The organism is Lysobacter sp. cf310, from assembly GCF_900114355.1.
Lineage (GTDB): Bacteria > Pseudomonadota > Gammaproteobacteria > Xanthomonadales > Xanthomonadaceae > Lysobacter.
In genome coordinates, this window is record NZ_FOSS01000001.1 from 778960 (window position 1) to 795633 (window position 16674).

Below are 16674 nucleotides of genomic sequence, written 5' to 3' on the forward strand. Positions count from 1 at the left end.
CATTATAGCCGCCCCTTCGCGGCCGAGGCAAGTACCGGTCTAAGCGGCCGCCAGAGCGCCCCGGATCAGGCCCTGGAAGCGTTCCTGGTCGTAACGCATCAGGATCGCGACCCGGGCCGGGGCCCCGCCCTCCCCGCGCCAGTCCACGACGGTCGCGCCGCGGCCGTGGCGGCCGTCCAGCTCGATCGCCAGGGACCGGTCCAGCACCTCCAGCGCCCCCTCGGGCTCCAGCGCGAAGGCCATCGCCAGGGCGTCGGCGGCATGCCAATGGGCGCCGCGGCGGTCGGCCGACCACAGCCGGGTCTTCTCCGAGATGCGCTCGTAGAAGCGGGCGCGATCGCTGTCGGCCTGGAGCCACTGCACCACGTCGTCGTGCAGGAAGCCGTGCGCGATCACCGCCTCCCAGTCGGCCAGTTCGATGCGCTCGAAGGCCTCGAACACGATGTGAGCGGCCTCCGGATCGAAGTAGATGTTGAACTCCGCCGCCGGGGTGATGTTGCCGCGGCAGGTGACCGCGCCGCCCATGACCACGAAGCGCGCGACGCGCTCGGGCAGGGTCGGGTCCAGCTTGAGCGCGAGCGCGATGTTGGTCAGCGGGCCCAGCGCCACCAGCAGCAGCTTGCCGGCGTGTTCGTGCGACAGGCGCAGGATCGCCAGGGCGGCGTGCTCGGCCTCGACCTGGCGGCGCGCGGCCTGGTAGCCGACGTCGCCGAAGCCGTCCTGGCCGTGCACGTAGCCCGCGTCCGGCGAGGGATGCAGCAGCGGCGCGGCGGCGCCGGCGAACACCGGCACCTCGACGCCGGCGACCTCGCACAGCTTCAGGGCGTTGGCGACGGTGTGCTTGAGGCCGACGTTGCCGGCGGCGATGGTCAGTGCGACCAGCTCGTGGCGCGGGTCGTTGAACGCCATCAGCAGCGCGAGCGCGTCGTCCACGCCCGGGTCGGTATCGATTAGCAGGGGAATGCGGTCGGTCATGTAGCCACTCTTTCGACATTGACGGCCGGATCGGCCGGGATGGCGTGCAGCGCGCCTTCGTAGCGCAGCAGCTCGCCGAAGGGAAACAGGGAGAAGGCGACCGCGAAGCGATAGCGGTCGCCGTCCTCGATGCGTTTGTAGGCGTCGGTGCGCGGGAACAGGAAGCGCGGCAGCGGCAGGCCGCGCAGGGCCACCGACCGCACGCGCCAGCGCCAGCCGCCGTCGGCCAGGTCCACGCCCAGGCGCAGCCGCGCCGGGCCGGTGGTTTCCAGCCAGTGTCCGTCGGGGTAATGGCCGACCGGACGGAATGTCGACACCAGTTCGCTGCCGTCGTCGAAACGGCGGCGCCAGTGCATGGCCTGGCCGTCGTGGACGATGCGCACCTGAAAGCCGCGGCGCGGGCGATCCAGGGGGATGCCCAGGCGTCGCGCCAGGCGCCGTCCCAGGCGCCCGGCCAGGCCGGTACCGGTGGAGATCGCGACTTCGCCGCTCAAGCTGCCGCCGCTGCGGTGCAGCGCTTGCAGCAGGGGGTGCAGCCGCTCGAAAGCCGGGCCGAACCATTGCGTGGCCGCGTTGTAAGGGGCTCCCGGCATCCGGGGGGTGCGCTCCTGGCGGCGGGACACTATAGCCAGAGTTTTGGCGGTTTGTGTGGCGAGGGGGTGGGAGGGGGCCCGGATGCTCGAGACAAGGTTAGGGATCGCGGGATGCTCGCTTGCGCCGGGCCCTCACCCCAAGCCCGCTCCCGCTAGCGAGAGCGGGATCCGGAACCGAGCGGGAGGGAGACTCTGCCGTCCCTAACTCCCGCTTGCGGCGACCGAAGGAAGTGCAAGGCTGGGCAGGTGTCTGTAGGGCGGATCAGGGGCGAGCGGCTGCGGCCTCGTCGCCACGCTACGGCGAGCCCCGCGGAAACCGCGACAGCCAATACCGCGTACGCCGCAGATAGTGATCCGGCGCCAGCGGCGCATAGTCGAAATAGCGCCCATCGCGGTCGGCCGCGCGCGCCGGCTCCAGCTGCGTGCCCTCGTGCCATTCGTTGAAGGACGTGATCGACACCCAGCGGGCGCCGCTGTCCACGGCCGCGCCGAACATCGCGTCGTAATAGGCGCCGCCGTCGCGGCCACGCTCGTTGGCGCGGTTCCAGGGCCGCACGCGCCGGTCGCTGTAGCCCGGCCCCACCGAGGGAACGAAGCGCAGGCCGTGCTCGTCCGCCCAGCGCTGCAGTTGCGGCCAGTGCTGCGGCGTCGAGCCCCAGGTGAAGCCGCGGCTGGCGAAATAGGTGTAGACGCCGTCGAACCCGCCATCGAGGAAGAACCGGCCCTCGTCGGCCCGCACCCACAGGCCGATCACATCGGCGTCGTAAGCGCCGCCGCGCAGCGTATCGGCGCCGTCCGCGCGCAGCAGCCGCGCCCAGTCGGAGGCAGGCAGTTGGTAGGAGTCGTAGACGAAGAACAACGGACGCCCGCTGCCGGGATCGCGATAGAACGCCGGATGCCGGCCGTAGTCGTCGATCGCGGCGACGAGCTGCGCGCGCGCCGCGACGATGTCGGGGCGCGAGGCCGGTTCGATCTGGAAACAGATGCGCAGGCCGTGGCGCGCGGCGGCGTCGAACAGCGCGGGCAGGCTGCGATAGCTCGGGTCCGCGCGCCCCAGCCAGGTCACCGCGACCACGCCGATGCCGGCCTGCGCGATCATCGCCATGTGGCGCTCGGCCAGCGCCGGGTCGGCGCTGCTGTACTCGCCCAGCGCGGGGTAGAAGTCGGCGGCGATGTCGCCGCCGCCCGGGATGTCCGGCGCGCCCGCGTCCTCGGCGCGCAGCTTCAGCACCGGATGCGCCCAGTGCAGGCGCGCGCCGTCGCGCTCGGGGTTGCCGTACCAGTTGTAGTAGAAAACGATCGCGCGCGGATGGAGCGCGGCGGCCGGCGGCGTGCGCGGCGGCGTGGCGGCGCAGGCCGTCAGCCACAGCGCGCACAGCGCCAGCGCCGCGCGCAACCTCACTGCGGCTTGGCCGCCGGCAGACGCAGAGGATGCGCCTCGGTATTGAAGGTCACCTGTTCGAAGTCCAGCGTCTGCGCCGGCGCGAACAGCAGGTAGTAGTACTTGAAGGTCTCGGCGAACAGGAAGCTCTCCATCGAGTCGTCCTGCTGCTTGCTGGTCACGTCCTTGAGCGCGGCGTAGCCGGCTTCGGTGCGGCAGTGGCGCACGAAGTCGTCGAAGAACTCGCGCCCCATCGCGCGGTACTTGGGATCGCCGGTCAGCACATGCAGGTAATAGGCCGACTCGACGATCTCCGGCCGCAGCGCGTAACCGGGCGACGCGACCTGCATCTTGGCGTAGTCCAGCGACTCGGGCTCGATGCCGTGCAGGCGCCACATCTTCAAGCCCGAATCCTGCAGGCGCTGGGCGCGATCCAGATCGCCGCCCAAAGCCAGCAGCGCCGGCATGAACGCGTCCAGTGCGCCGTAGCGCGTGGCCGTGCGCTTGCCGGTGACCATGTCGGCATGGCCGTACCACAGCTCGCGCTCGCGCACTTCGTCGGCCAGATGCGCATTGACCGCGACGATGCTCTGATCCCACATCGCCTTGCATTCCTGGTCGCCGAACAAACGCCAGCACTTGTACAGATACTCGTAATAGGAATCGATGCCGCCGCCGATGTGCGAGCCGGTATCGGTCCAGCGCCCGCTCTCCACGTCGATCCAGGACCCGACCAGGCCGGTCTTGGGGTCGCGCCGCTTATAGGTCTCCACCAACGCGCGCTTGGCCCGGTCGTAGTACACCGGCTTGCCGGTGAGCTTGGACAGCATGCCGAACTCGATCAGCAGGGTGCCGGTCTCGGCCGGGTTGCTGACCTTGCCGCGGGTCTTGCCGGTGCGCAGATTGACGTGGGTGTAAGGCAGGCCGGTGGGCGAGTCGAACGCCGGCAGCAGGCGCGTGCCCAGGTCGTCGGCGAGCTTGAGCAGGCGCTCGTCGCCGGTGGCCTGGTAACCCGACAGCAGGCCGCCGAGCAGACGGATGGTGACCTCGAAGTTCTGCACGACCATGTCGCGGTCGAAGTTCAGCTGGGTCGCGATCAGCTCGCGCGCCTCGTCGGCCTCGCTCTTCAGGCCCATCAGCAGCAGAGTGTCCAGCGCGTCCACCGGCGTCATCAGCAGCGAGTGCGGGTACCAGTCGTGGCCGCTCTTGCTCAGCGGCTTGAGCGCGTCGCGGCCCCAGGCGTAGCGCTTGTAGCCCTGCCAGGCATGACGGGTCTCCTCCTTCACGCGTTCGGCCATGCGTGCGGCGTCGGCGGCGTCCGCGCTCTGTGCGGGCGCGGCCGCGGCCGGCGCCTGAGCGGAGGCGGCCGTTGCGGTGTCGGCGGCGGGACGGGCGCAGCCGGCGATCAGGACGGCGGCGATGAGGCAGGCGAGCGTGCGTGGAGTCATCAGGATCACCAAGGTCGGTTGGGTGGCCGCGCCGATACCGGCGTACGGCGCGGGAAAACGGAAACCGGATTCAGGGCGCGCCCAGCCAGCGCAGCCGCAAGGCCTCGCGCAAGCGCGCCGGATCGGCGTCGGCGCGCACGCGCAGTTGCACGGTTTCGCCGGGCAGCAGGGTCAATGCGTTGTCGGACAGCTCGGCGTCCAGGCCGTCGAACTCGATCCACAGCCCGCGCGCGAGGCGATCGGCCTGCAGCGTCAGCACCGCGGCCTTGCCGTCGCGGCGCCACTGCGTGCGCAGGCGCGGATCGTCCAGTGCCAGCGCCTTGGCTTCGTCGAAATAGATCACACGGCGCGACACCGCCTCGCCTTGAGCCTGCAGCTCGAACACCGCCGCGGTACGGCGCGGGTCGGCGCCGCGCAGCAGTTCGGCATCGCTCCAGGCGCCCGCGGCGGCGACGGCCAGCGGCGTCAGCGCGACCTCGCCCTGCGCACGCCAATGTTCGCGGCCGTCGAAATCGATCACGCGCAGCGTCCATCGCGCCGGCAGGGCCTGGGTGCGGTCCGATAGCAGACTCAGCGTGGTGCGTCCGTCCTTGCGCAGCGCCGCCGCCGCGACCGGGGCGAAGAAACGGCGTGCGTGGAAATGCAGGGCCTTCCAACGGCCGTAATAGTCCAGGCTGGACCAGGACGCGCCCGGCCAGACGTCGTTGAGCTGCCAGTACAGCGAGCCCATGGTGTGCGGCCGGCTGGCGCGGTGGTGCAACGCGGCCAGCTCGATGCCCTCGGCCTGCATGACCTGGCTGAGGTAGACGAACTGGGCGAAATCACGCGGCTCGCCGTAGCCGGCGCGGATGTAGTGCAGCAGGCGCTCGTTACCGGCGCCGGCCAGGAACTTCTGGTGGGCGCGGATTACCGGCGTATCGATGCCCTGCTCCGCCGCGCTGGCGAAGGCGTCGACGGTGCGCAGCGACGGCCAGGCCTGCAGGCCGAACTCGGACATGAAACGCGGGGTCTCGTCCAAGTAAGCGGCGATCGGCTTGGAGCCGGCCCACACGTCCCAGTAGTGCTTGTCGCCCTTGCTCGAATCGTTGGCCTTCTCGTCCAGGTCGTTGCCGGGCGAACTGGACCAGTACGGCAGATCGCCGGCCTCCTGCGCGACCACCTCGCGCAAGTCGCGCCCGAACAGTTGCACGTAGCCGTCCCAGACCGATTGCGCGTAGCGCGGATCGGCATCCATCAGCTTGCGGCGATGACCCCAGTCCTTCCAGGCCGTCTCCTCCTCGTTGTTGCCGCACCACAGCACGATACTGGGATGGCGGCGCAGGCGTCGGACCTGGTCGCGCGCCTCGGCCACGGCATTGGCGCGGAAATCCGGATCGAAGCCCGGCTGCATGCCGCCGCCGTACATGAAGTCCTGCCACACCATCAGGCCGAGCTCGTCGGCCAGGTCGAAGAAGTCGTCGCTTTCGTAATAGCCGCCGCCCCAGTTGCGCAGCATGTTCATGTTGGCCGCGCGCGCGTCCTCCAGGGTCTTGCGCAGGCGTTCGCGCGGCACCCGCGCGGGAAACATGTCGAACGGGATCGCGTTGGCGCCCTTGGCGAAGATCTCGATGCCGTTGACCGCGAACGCGAAGCCCTGCCCCGCCGCGTCGCGCGGCCGGCGCAGCTCGACGCGGCGCAGGCCGGTGCGCTGTTGCGCCTGGACGCGCTGGCCGTCCGCGCCGAGCAGACGCGCGCGGAAGGTGTACAGCGCCTGCTCGCCGTAGCCGAACGGGTACCAGCGGCGCGGCCGCTCGATCCGTACCGGCACATTCAGCGTCTGCGCGCCGGCTTGCAGTTGCACGGTCTGGCGCAGCGTGCGCGCGCGGCGACCGTCGGGGTCCAGCCAATCCAGTGCCAGGGTCGCGCTGCCGGCGGCGTCGGCGCGCAGTTGGACCTGCGCGCGCAGCTCGGCGACATCGGCATCGATGCGCAGCTGGCGCAGGTGCAGTTCGTCGATGCGCGGGCCGCTCCAACTCTCCAGCTTCACGTCGCGCCATAGGCCGGCGGTGACGTAGCGCGGGCCCCAGTCCCAGCCGTAGTGGTAGCCGGGCTTGCGCGCGAAGTTGCCGGTCATCGCCTCCTTGGGCTCGTCGCCGTAGGGCGAGGGGTAGTTGCCGGCGATCTTGTGCGGCATCGCCTCCACGCGTGGCAGCAGGCGCCGGATCGGCGAATGCAGCAGCACCCGCAGCTCGTTGCCGCGCGCGCGCAGCTTGCCGGCCACCGGCACCCGCCAGGTCCGGAAGGCGTTGTCGGCCGACAGCAGCGCCTCGCCGTTGAGGTAGACGTCGGCGTAGGTATCCAGGCCCTCGAATACCAGTTCGGCATGAGGCTGGCGCAGCGTGGCCTGGCTCAGATCGAAGCGGCTGCGGTATTCCCAGGCGCCCAGGCCTATCCATTGCAGCTGCGCTTCCGGCGCGCCGACGTAGGGATCGGGAATCAGCCCCTGCGCGAGCAAGTCGGTATGTACATGGCCGGGCACGCGCGCGGCGCGCCATTGCGTCGCAGGCAAGTGCTCGCGCGCCTGCGGGTCGTCCGGCAGCAAGCGGAACTCCCAGCCCTGATGCAGGTGGCGCACCTCGGGCTGCGTCGCCGACGCGGCCGTGGCGAACAGCGCCGCCACGGCGATCGATACGACCGCCGCGCCGCTACGCCATCCCTGCCCGAGCTTGGCCGGCCGCATCGTCGCCCTCAGCTCCCGCGCACCAGGTTCAGCACTTCGTAGCACGCGCCCATCGTGTGGTAATCGGTCTTGCCGGCCGGACTCTTCTCGTCGCTGTACTTGCGGTTGTCGGCATCGAGGATGCGGAACCAGGCGCCGTGGCGATGATCGACGAGATGCGCCCAGGCGTAGGCCCACAGGCGCTGGTACCAATCCCAATAGCGATCTTCGCCGGTGCGCGCGGCCAGCAGCGCGGCGGCGGCCAGCGATTCGGCTTGAACCCAGAAATACTTGTCGTCGTCGCATACATACGCGGGTCCCTCCGCAAGAGCCCGGCCATCCATGAGCGGACGATCCAAAGCGTTTGCTTCGCTCAACGCCTGCCGTAGGCCCTCGAACGCAAAACCGTAATACATGCCGCCGCGCTGCCCGTCCCAGGAATGCGCGAGCGCGGTGTCGAACAGATGGCGCGCGGTCGGCAGCAGCCAATCGGCTTCGACATGCCGGTCCAGGATCAGCAGCAGCTTGGCCCACTCGGTCTGGTGGCCGGGCTGGAAGCCCCAGGGGCGGAACAGGTGCTTGGGATCGTCGAGGTGGTAGGTCCAGTCGATGTTCCAGTCGGCGCCGTAGTGCTCCCACACCAGCCCGCCGGCCTGGGCGGCGTGGTGGCGGGTCATGCGCTCGGCCAGGCCCAGCGCGCGATCCAGGTAGCGGCGCTCGCCGCTGGCTTCGAACGCCGCCAGCATGGCCTCGCACATGTGCATGTTGGCGTTCTGGCCACGGTAGCCGCTGAAGTTCCACTGCGCGTCGGCCTCATCGCGGTACAGGCCGTGCTGCGGTTCCCAGTAGCGCCGCTCCAGCAGCTGCCAGGTCTCGTCCATCCAGGCGCGCGCCTCGTCCATGCCGGCCTTGAGCGCGGTGGAATACGCCAGCAGCACGAAGGCCACGCCGTAGCAGTGGTAGGTCTCGTCCTCGACCCGGCCGTCGCGCAGGGTCCAGGCATAGCCGCCGGTGTCCGGGTTGCGATGGCGCTCGCGCAGATAGCGCAGGCCGTGACGCGCCGCGTCCAGGTACTGCGCGCGCAAGGCCGCGTCCTCGCCGAACTCGCGCGCGGCCATGGCGTAGTTGAAGACGAAACGGGTGCTGCTGACCAGGTGCCGGTGCGAGGCATCAAAGACCCCGCCGTCGTCCTTGAAGTAATGGAAGAAGCCGCCGGACGGATCGATGCAGCGCGGGTGATAGAAGGCCATGGTGCGCGCGATATGCGCACGCAGGAAGTCGGCGGAACGGAAGTCCGGGGCGACGGGGTCAGGCAGCGTGTTCATACTGATCCTTGAGCAATTGCTGCACCTGCGCGCGCGTGGGCATCGCGGCGAAGGCGCCGTGCCGGGTCACCGCCAGCGCGCCGACCGCGGCGGCGAAACGCAGGGCGTCCTCCAGCGCGGCGCGGTCGGCCAGGAACGCGGGCAGGCCCGCCGCATCCACGCCGCGTTCGCATAGATGCGACAGCAGGCCGCCGACGAAGGCGTCGCCGGCGGCGGTGGTGTCGACCGCCTTGACCCGGAAGCCGCGCACCTCGCCCTCGCCGTCGGCGCTGTACCAGCGCATCGGCGCGCCGCCGTCGGTGACCACCAGCCAGCGCGCCGCGCCCGCGAACAAGCGTTCGCGCACCGCGCGTTCGCCGGTCTCGCCGCCGCCGTAGGGCTCGGCCAGGTAATCCAGTTCGTTGCGCGCCAGCTTGACCAGGTCAGCCTGGGCCAAGGCCTGCCACAGGCGCTGCCGCGGCTGCACGTCCTGCGGCCACAGCATCGGGCGCAGGTTGAGATCCAGGCTGACGAGGGCACCGGCCGCACGCGCCAGGCGCATGCCCTGCAAGGTGGCCTCGGCGATCTCGTCCTCGGTCAGGCTGTTGGAGCAGACGTGGAAGGCGCCGGCCCGGGCGAAGCAGTCGGCGGCGTAGTGCTCGCTGCGGAACAGCAGATCCGCCGCCGGCGGACGGTAGAAGCTGAAGCTGCGCTCGCCGTGCTCGTCCAGGGCGACGAAGGCCAGCGCGGTCTTGGCCGCGTCGGTGCGCAGCACGTAGTCGGTGGACACGCCGCAGCCGCGCAGACTGTCGAGCAGGAAATCGCCGAACATGTCGCGGCCCAGCATGCCCACGAACTGGGTCGGCGCGCCCAGGCGCGCCGCGGCGGCGGCGACGTTGGCCGGCGCGCCGCCGGCGTACTTGAGGAACGCGCGCGGCGCGTCGTCGACGGGCGCGGGCTGGGCGAGGAAATCGATCAAGGCCTCGCCGAAGCAAACGATGTTGCGCATGCGGTTCAATCCTGCCCCTGTGCGGTGTTGGCGGACGGCGATAGGCGCGAGCCGCGCAGGCCGTACCAGACGATGTAGGCGTAGCAGAGCGCGGACACGACGAAGGCGTACTGCAGGGCGCGGGTCTCGTCGCCCAGCGTGCCCTTGAGCAGATCGACCAAGGCGCCCTGCAGCGGCGGAATCACCGCGCCGCCGACGATGGCCATCACCAGCAGGCTGGAGGCCTTCTCGGTCATCGGCCCCAGGCGCTCGATCGCCAGGGTGAAGATGGTCGGGAACATGATGGAGTTGAACAGGCCCACCAGCACCACCGACCACAAGGCCACGCCGCCCAGGGTGTTCATGGTGACCAGCAGCAGCACGATGTTGATCGCCGCGTACAACGGCAGCAGCCGGCGCGGATTGGCGCTCATCAGCAGCGCCGCGCCGAGGAAGCGGCCGATCATCGCGGCGCCGTGGTAGTAGGACAGGTACAGCGAAGCCTGGCCTTCGCTCATCGCGCCGATCTCCGGGCGCGAGACGTACTTGACCATGAAGTGGGCGACCGTGACCTCCACGCCCACGTAGAAGAAGATCGCCAGCACGCCCCAACGCAGATGCGAATGACGCAGCACGTCGACGAAGCCGTGCTTGCGCGTGTCGGCCTGTTCGGTGGCCTCGGTGAGCGCCGGCATGCGGAAGAAGTACACCGCCGCCGCCAGCACGATCAGCGCCACGGCCACGCCGATGTACAGCGGTTGCACGGTCTGCACGCGTTCGGCCGCCGGCAACTTGGCCAGTTGTTCGGCGCTGAGCAGGGTCGCGCTGAAGATCAGCAGGCCGGCCACGTAGGGGCCGATGGTGTGGCCCAGCGAATTCACCGCCTGGGCGAAGTTGAGGCGGCTGGCGGCGCGCTCGGGCACGCCCAGCAGGCTCACGTAGGGATTGGCCGAGACCTGCAGCAGGACGATGCCGGTGGCCAGAATGAACAAGGCCGGCAGGAACAGTTCGAACGAGGCCGCCTGCGCCGCCGGCAGCACCAGCAGCGCGCCGCCGCCGGCGATCAGCAGGCCGATCACGATGCCCAGCTTGTAGCCGACCCGGGCCACCACCCGCCCGGCCGGTACCGCCATCACGAAGTAGGCCCCGAAGAAGGCCGAGTCCAGCAGCATCGAGCGCGCGTGGGTGAGCTGGAACACCGACTGCAGGTGCGGAATCAGCACCCCGTTGAGCTCGGTGATGAAGCCCCACATGAAGAAGATCGCGGTCATCGCGATCAGGGCCGCGCGGTTGCGCGCGGCGGACGCCGGCGCGTTGGGATCGTGAGTGCTCATGGCGTCGACTGCTCGGTGGAGGCGTCGTGCGGTCGGCGCCGGAAGAGGGAACTCACATGGCCGCGGCTCCGCTGCTGCCGCGCACCACCAGCTTCACCGGCGCGATCACGCGCCGCGACAACGCGCCCGGATCGCGCACGCGCTGCAGCAGCAGCTCGGCGGCCTGGCGCCCGCACGCGCGCGGCTGCGCCGCCAGCGTGGTCAGCGACGGCGTCGACAGCGCCGCCTCGGTGATGTCGTCGAATCCGGTCAGGGCGAAGTCCAGTCCCGGCCGGATCCCGCGCGCGCTCAGGCCCAGCATCAGGCCCAGGGCGACAGTGTCGTTGTAGCAAACCGCCGCGGTCGCATCCGGCGCGTGCTCGAACAGCTCGGCGGTGCGCGAGGCGGCTTCGACGCGGGTCGGGCTGCATTCGACCAGCCAATCCGGCGAAGGCTCGATCGCGGCCGCGCGCATCGCGTCGCTGTACCCCTGCCGGCGCTGCCGGCAGGAACTGGAATCGGCATGCCCGCCGAAGAACGCGATCCGCCGGTGGCCCAGCGACAGCAGGTGCTCGGTGGCCAGACGCGCGCCGTGCTCGTTGTCCAGCGCCAGGAAGTCCCAGTCCACGCCCGGCAAGGCGCGGTTGAACACCAGCGCCGGCGTGTGCGCGCCCAGCAAGCGTTGCAGCGCCGCGCCGTCGCTGTGCTCGGCCGGCGACAGGATGATGCCGGCCGGCCCGTGCTCGACCAGCGAGCCCAGCACCGCCAACTGGCGCTGCGGCGATTCGGCCGTGCTGCCCAACAGGGTGACGTAGCCCTCCTCGCCCAAGGCTTCGTCCACGCCCGCGGCGAACTCGGCGAAGAAGGGATTGGACAGGTCGTTGATCACCAGCGCGACCGAACTGGAGGTCTGCCGGCGCAGGTTCGCCGCGGCGCGGTTGTAGACGTAGCGCTGCCGCTTCAGCTCCGCTTCCACCCGCGCGCGGGTATCGGCATGCACCAGCGGACTGCCGCGCAGCACCAGCGACACCGTCGCCCGCGACACGCCGCAGGCCTGGGCGATGTCGGTCACGGTGACCTGCTTGCGGTTGGACCGGCCGGTGCCGGGCTTGTGGGTGGTCATCGGAGATCCCGGGTCCTTGGACTCGTGCTGTGGCCCGATTATTCACCAAGTGGATCGATCCAAGTTGGCCGCTTGCGGCGGCAAGGCGCACGCCGGCCGACCCGCGGCAGCTGCGGACCGCCGGGCGGCGCAAGGAGGCCGCGACCGCACTCAAGGCGCGCTCCCGGTTGGCGCGCCGCAAGCCGCGGGCGGACGCGCCGAGGCGGCGGTGGCCCAGGCCGACGGCGCGGGACCGAGCTCGAAGCGCAGGGTTCCGCCGTCGCGTACGCGCGACCAGTCCAGCCAGGCCTGGTCGACCGCGGCGCCGCCGAAACGCACCGACTGCGGGTACTGCAGCGTGCGACCGTCGGCGCCCGGCGCCTCGATGCGCAGGGTCTTGCCCTCGCCCAGGTCCAGATCGACGCGTTCGAAACGCGGCGCGTGCAGCACCAGTTCGCCGCTGCCCGGCATCAGCGGGTACAGGCCGATCGCGCTGAACAGATACCAGGCCGACATGGTGCCCAGGTCGTCGTTGCCGGTGACGCCGTTGGGCGCGTTGGTGAACAGCGTCTGCGCCGAACGCAGCACCGCCGAGGTCTTCCACGGCTGGCCCAGCAACGCGTACAGCCAGGGCGCGTGCAGGTCGGGTTCGTTGTTGGGGTTGTAACGGTACTGGCTGTAATAGCTGTAGGGCCCCACCACCCACTGCTTGCGCGCGGCGTTGACCGGGTCCGCCACCAGCGCGTCATAGGCGAAGAACGCATCCAGCCGGCGCAGCGCCTCGGGTTCGCCGCCCATCGCCGCGGCCAGGCCGGGCACGTCCTGCTGCACCAGCCACTGGTACTGCCAGGCGGTGCCTTCGTGGAAGCCATGATGCGAACGCGGGTTGTAGCGTCCGTCCGGCCCGGTGTACCAGCCGCCGTCGTCCAGGCGCGGCCGCGGGAAGCCGGTGAAGCCGAGCTCGGCGTCCTTGGCTTGCGCGTCCCAGACATGGCGCCAGTTGCCGCCGCGCGTGCGCAGCGCCTGCGCGTCCGCGTCCTCGCCCAGGGCCTGGGCGAAGCTCGCGAGCGAGCAATCCGCGAGCGCGTATTCCAGCGTGGCCGAACCGCCGTGATGCGGATCGATGTCCATGCTCTTGACCGGGAACGCGCGGTCGTACTGGACGAAGCCGCGCTGCAGATAACTGGGATTGCCGGCGCGACCGCTGCTGCGCGAGCCGAACGGCGGCACCCCGAAGGCGTTCTCGCGCAGCGTGGTCCAGGCCTCGCGCTCGCGGCCCTGCAGCGCGCCGAACTTCCATAGATCGACCAGGAAAGGCGTGACCGGGTCGCCGGTCATCACATTGGTCTCGAAGCTGGCGTAGCCCCAGCGCGGCAGCCAGCCGCCCTGTTCGCGAATCTTCAGCACCGACTGGGCGATGTCGCGCGCGCGCTGCGGACGCAGCATCGCCAGCAGCTGGTTCTGCGAGCGATAGGTGTCCCACAGCGAGAAGTATTCGTAATAGGTCCAGCCGTCGGCCGGGTGGATGCGATCGTCGTAGCCGCGGTAGCGGCCGTCGGCGTCGCTGCCGGTCAGCGGTTGCAACAAGGTGTGGTAGAGCGCGGTGTAGAACACCGTGCGGTCGTCGCCGCTGCCGCCTCGCACGCGCACGCTCTGCAGTTCCTTGCGCCAGGCGTCCTGCGCGCGCGTGCGCATGGCCTCGAATCCCAGCGCCTGGTCGCCGGCCATGGCGTCGGCACGCAGGTTGTTCCAGGCGCCTTGCTGATCGACGTGCGAGATCGCACTGATCGCGGTCACCGCGCGGCCCTGCTTGAGGTCGAAGCTGAACCATGCGCCGGCCGGACGGCCGTCGCCCTGCATGGCGCCGCGGCCGCCGGGGTGGCCGCCTTCCTCGTCCCAGGTGCCGTGGCTCTGGAACGGGCGGTCGAAGCGCAGCACGAACCAGGTGGTGTAGTTCTGGCCACCGCAGAAACTCTTGGTGGTGATGCGGCCTTCGACGCTGCGTTCGTCGACCACGCGCAGCGCGCTGCCGACCACCCAATGGCGGTTGTTGGCCTGGCCGGTGTTGACCAGCACGTGGCCGGTGGCCGCGTCGACGCCGAAGGTGTAACGCTCGGCGGCGGCGCGGGTGCGCGCGGTGGTTTCGACGTCGATGCCGCCGTAGTCGGTCAGGCGCACCTTGTAGTAACCCGCCTGCCCGACCTCGCCTTGGTGGGTATAGGCGGCGGCGTACTTGCGCTGGTCGAAGCTCTCGGCCTTGGCGGTGTCGAAGGTGCCGCCCGGCGCGATGCTGCCGGTCACCGGCAGCACCGACAACTGCCCGCCCTGCTCCCAGCAGCCGGCACCGGACAGGAAGGAATGGCCGAAGCCGCGGATCTTGGGCTCGTCGTAGCGCCAGCCGGCGTAGTGATCGCCGATCGGCGAGACCTGGATCAGGCCGAACGGCGCGGACGCGCCGGGATAGGTGTTGCCGTCGTCCTTGGTGCCGATATAGGTGTTGACTGTGGCGGCCAGGTCTTCGCGCGCGGGCGCGGCCTGCGCGGCGGCAGCGGTCAAGGCCAGGGCCAAACCCAGCCAGCGCAGGCCCGCGCGCAAGCGAAGGGCGGCACGGGCGGTCTGCGGCGGCGTGTGCGAGCGACTCATTCGATCACCAGTTCGTCGACGAAATAGAAGGACGGGCTGCCGGCACCGGGATGGCCCGCGGGCAGGTCGCCATAGCCTTGAATCTGCAGGCGCAGGTAGCGTGCGCGCATCGGCTGCGGCAGGGTCAGGCGCGGCGTGTGATAACGCTGGCGCAACTCGGCGGCATCCACGTCCAGCGCGAGCTCCGCGCCCGGCGTCCAGCGCCGGCCGTCGTCGGACGTGAACAGCTGCAGGCGGCGCGGCGGCAGGATCCAGCTCTGGGTCTGCTGCAGGAAGCGCGCCGATACCGCGCGCACCAGGGTCGGCGCGCCCAGGTCGAGGCTGAGCTCGACGTCGCCGCCGACCCAGGCCGTCCAGCGGCCGTCGGCATGCTCGTCGCCGGCCAACACGCCGTCGCTCAGGGTCGCGCCGTCGGCAGTGCCGCGGTAACGCGGGTGCGCCGGCAACGAATAGCGCACTTCGCGATCCAGACCACGGTGCGCCACCAGACTGTAGGCGCGGCTGCGCGCATAGGCGCGGCCGTGCCGATACGGGGTCAGCTTCAGCGTGCCCGGCCGGGCGATCTCGAGGCTGTCCTCGAACCAGGGCGAGGTCGCGTCCGGTTCGCGGCCGTCCAGGCTGTAGTGGATGCGCAGGTCGGAGAAGCCGCGTTGCGCGTGCACGCGCCACACCCGTCGCGCCGGATCGCGCTCCAGCCGATAGCCCACCAGCTCGGTCGATTCGGGGCCATAGCCCACCCGCCAGGCATCGAGCCTGGGGTAATGCTGGCTCAGTCGGCGCTGGAAATCCGGGTAGTCGCCGACGCCGCTCCAGGTGTTCTCGGCGAACGCGAGCAGACGCGGATACAGCATCGCTTCGGCATTGCGCGGCGTCACCCGCTCGGTCCACAGCGGCGCCTCGGCGCCCAGCACCTGTGCGGCATGCTCGGCGAACGCCGGCGCGGCGGCGAAATCGGTGCGATAGAGCTTTTCCAGGCTCAGATCGCTCGGCGCCCGATCCAGATAGAACGGGCTGGCCACGACGATGCGGTTGCCGTTGCGCAGCGCGCGCGCGGCCGGCTCGTCGCCACGCCAGACTTCGACGATGGCGTCCTTGCCCAGACCGCCATCGAGAATCTCGTCCCAGCCGATCAGGGTCTTGCCCTTGCCGGCGAGGTAGCGCTGGATGCGGTGCACGAACCAGGCCTGCAACGCGCCCTCGTCCTTCAAGCCGAGTTCGCGCATGCGCCGCTGCGAGGACGCGCTTTCCTTCCAGCGCGCCTTCGGCGCTTCGTCGCCGCCGATATGCACGTAGGGCGCGGGGAACAGCGCGATCACCTCGTCGAGCACCTGCTGCAGGAATTCGAAGGTGGCTTCGTCGCCGGCGCAGTAGATGTCCTCGAACACGCCCCAACTGGTGGGTACGGCGATCGGCTGCTTGCGGCAGGACAGTTCCGGATAGGCCGCCAGGGCCGCCGATGCATGTCCCGGCATCTCGATCTCGGGAATCACCATGATGTTGCGCTGGCGCGCGTACTCGACCACGTCGCGTATCTGCGCCTGGGTGTAGTAGCCGCCGTAGCGGCTGCCGTCTTCCTCGTCGCGCCACGCGCCGACCTGGGTCAGCTTGGGATAGCGCTTGATCTCGATCCGCCAGCCCTGGTCTTCGGTGAGATGCCAGCGGAAGGTGTTGATCTTGTAGTAGGACAGCAGGTCGATCTGTTTCTTGACGAAGTCGACCGGCATGAAGTGGCGGCCGACATCGAGCATATGCCCGCGATAGCCGTAGCGCGGCGCATCCTCGATGCGCAGCGCCGGCACTTCGATGCGCGTGGCGCGGCCCGGCGGCAGCAGCTGACGCAGGCTCTGCACCGCCCAGAACAGTCCGCGCGGTCGCGCGGCGCTCAGCACGATGCGCTGCGGCGCGACCTCGAGGCGGTAGGCCTCTTCGCCGGCCACCGCGGCATCCAGACGCAGTTCGATCGTGCGCGCGCCGCGCCCGCCACGGCCGGTCAGCCACAGGCCGTGGTCGTCGGCCAGCGCACGGCGCAGGAAGTCGGCGATCTCGCGGCTGCGGGTATCGGCGGGCACGACCAGGACCGCGTCGCTGTCGAGCACGAACCTGCCCTCGCCCGGCTGCCAATGCCGCGGCTGCGGAATCAGCGACTGCGCGCACGCGAACGCCGGCGCGAGCAGCAACAACAGCAGCGTGGCGAGGCGGATACCCAAGTCGAACGCGTTCCGGATGCGT

At 70.2% G+C, this 16674-nt stretch carries 11 protein-coding genes; all 11 read right to left on the reverse strand.

Features of this window, described 5'->3' with window-relative positions:
- Positions 1 to 39: 39 nt before the first annotated feature.
- Positions 40 to 975 carry a nucleoside hydrolase gene (locus tag BMZ45_RS03420; protein WP_091632432.1) on the reverse strand — a complete coding sequence of 312 codons (936 nt, stop codon included), beginning with the start codon at positions 973 to 975 and terminating at the stop codon, positions 40 to 42.
- The gene (locus BMZ45_RS03425; protein WP_091632434.1) at positions 972 to 1568 is read right to left on the reverse strand and encodes a DUF4166 domain-containing protein; all 597 of its coding nucleotides are present in this window, start codon (positions 1566 to 1568) and stop codon (positions 972 to 974) included. The genes BMZ45_RS03420 and BMZ45_RS03425 overlap by 4 nt, the downstream gene beginning before the upstream one ends.
- Before the next feature lie 295 nt (positions 1569 to 1863).
- A complete protein-coding gene (locus BMZ45_RS03430) occupies positions 1864 to 2970 on the reverse strand; it encodes a glycoside hydrolase family 99 protein (RefSeq protein WP_217643138.1) in 1107 nt (368 codons plus the stop codon).
- Positions 2967 to 4397, reverse strand: a complete 1431-nt coding sequence (locus BMZ45_RS03435; protein ID WP_091634033.1) for a glycoside hydrolase family 47 protein — start codon at positions 4395 to 4397, stop codon at positions 2967 to 2969. Before BMZ45_RS03435 ends, BMZ45_RS03430 begins: the two co-directional genes overlap by 4 nt.
- 70 nt (positions 4398 to 4467) lie before the next feature.
- Positions 4468 to 7116 carry a beta-mannosidase gene (locus BMZ45_RS03440; protein WP_091632437.1) on the reverse strand — a complete coding sequence of 883 codons (2649 nt, stop codon included), beginning with the start codon at positions 7114 to 7116 and terminating at the stop codon, positions 4468 to 4470.
- Positions 7117 to 7124: 8 nt separating this feature from the next.
- Positions 7125 to 8420, reverse strand: coding sequence for an AGE family epimerase/isomerase (locus tag BMZ45_RS03445; RefSeq protein ID WP_091632439.1), 1296 nt, complete (start codon positions 8418 to 8420; stop codon positions 7125 to 7127).
- The gene (locus BMZ45_RS03450; RefSeq protein WP_175488900.1) at positions 8404 to 9417 is read right to left on the reverse strand and encodes a carbohydrate kinase family protein; all 1014 of its coding nucleotides are present in this window, start codon (positions 9415 to 9417) and stop codon (positions 8404 to 8406) included. The genes BMZ45_RS03445 and BMZ45_RS03450 overlap by 17 nt, the downstream gene beginning before the upstream one ends.
- Positions 9414 to 10721: a sugar MFS transporter gene (locus BMZ45_RS03455; RefSeq protein WP_091632442.1), complete on the reverse strand. Its 1308-nt coding sequence runs from the start codon at positions 10719 to 10721 to the stop codon at positions 9414 to 9416. Before BMZ45_RS03455 ends, BMZ45_RS03450 begins: the two co-directional genes overlap by 4 nt.
- A gap of 52 nt (positions 10722 to 10773) precedes the next feature.
- Positions 10774 to 11823 carry a LacI family DNA-binding transcriptional regulator gene (locus BMZ45_RS03460; protein WP_056179285.1) on the reverse strand — a complete coding sequence of 350 codons (1050 nt, stop codon included), beginning with the start codon at positions 11821 to 11823 and terminating at the stop codon, positions 10774 to 10776.
- Positions 11824 to 11973: 150 nt separating this feature from the next.
- Positions 11974 to 14445 carry a GH92 family glycosyl hydrolase gene (locus BMZ45_RS03465; protein ID WP_091632444.1) on the reverse strand — a complete coding sequence of 824 codons (2472 nt, stop codon included), beginning with the start codon at positions 14443 to 14445 and terminating at the stop codon, positions 11974 to 11976.
- On the reverse strand, positions 14442 to 16652 hold the full coding sequence (locus BMZ45_RS03470; RefSeq protein ID WP_091632447.1) for a glycoside hydrolase family 20 protein: 2211 nt from the start codon (positions 16650 to 16652) through the stop codon (positions 14442 to 14444). The genes BMZ45_RS03465 and BMZ45_RS03470 overlap by 4 nt, the downstream gene beginning before the upstream one ends.
- Positions 16653 to 16674 lie beyond the last annotated feature (22 nt).

Bases quoted from the DNA above. Each gene is read 5' to 3' on its own strand.
- BMZ45_RS03440 (WP_091632437.1), bottom strand. From the start codon at position 7,116: ATGCGGCCGGCCAAGCTCGGGCAGGGATGGCGTAGCGGCGCGGCGGTC.
- BMZ45_RS03435 (WP_091634033.1), bottom strand. From the start codon at position 4,397: ATGACTCCACGCACGCTCGCCTGCCTCATCGCCGCCGTCCTGATCGCC.
- BMZ45_RS03420 (WP_091632432.1), bottom strand. From the start codon at position 975: ATGACCGACCGCATTCCCCTGCTAATCGATACCGACCCGGGCGTGGAC.
- BMZ45_RS03425 (WP_091632434.1), bottom strand. From the start codon at position 1,568: ATGCCGGGAGCCCCTTACAACGCGGCCACGCAATGGTTCGGCCCGGCT.
- BMZ45_RS03460 (WP_056179285.1), bottom strand. From the start codon at position 11,823: ATGACCACCCACAAGCCCGGCACCGGCCGGTCCAACCGCAAGCAGGTC.
- BMZ45_RS03455 (WP_091632442.1), bottom strand. From the start codon at position 10,721: ATGAGCACTCACGATCCCAACGCGCCGGCGTCCGCCGCGCGCAACCGC.
- BMZ45_RS03445 (WP_091632439.1), bottom strand. From the start codon at position 8,420: ATGAACACGCTGCCTGACCCCGTCGCCCCGGACTTCCGTTCCGCCGAC.
- BMZ45_RS03465 (WP_091632444.1), bottom strand. From the start codon at position 14,445: ATGAGTCGCTCGCACACGCCGCCGCAGACCGCCCGTGCCGCCCTTCGC.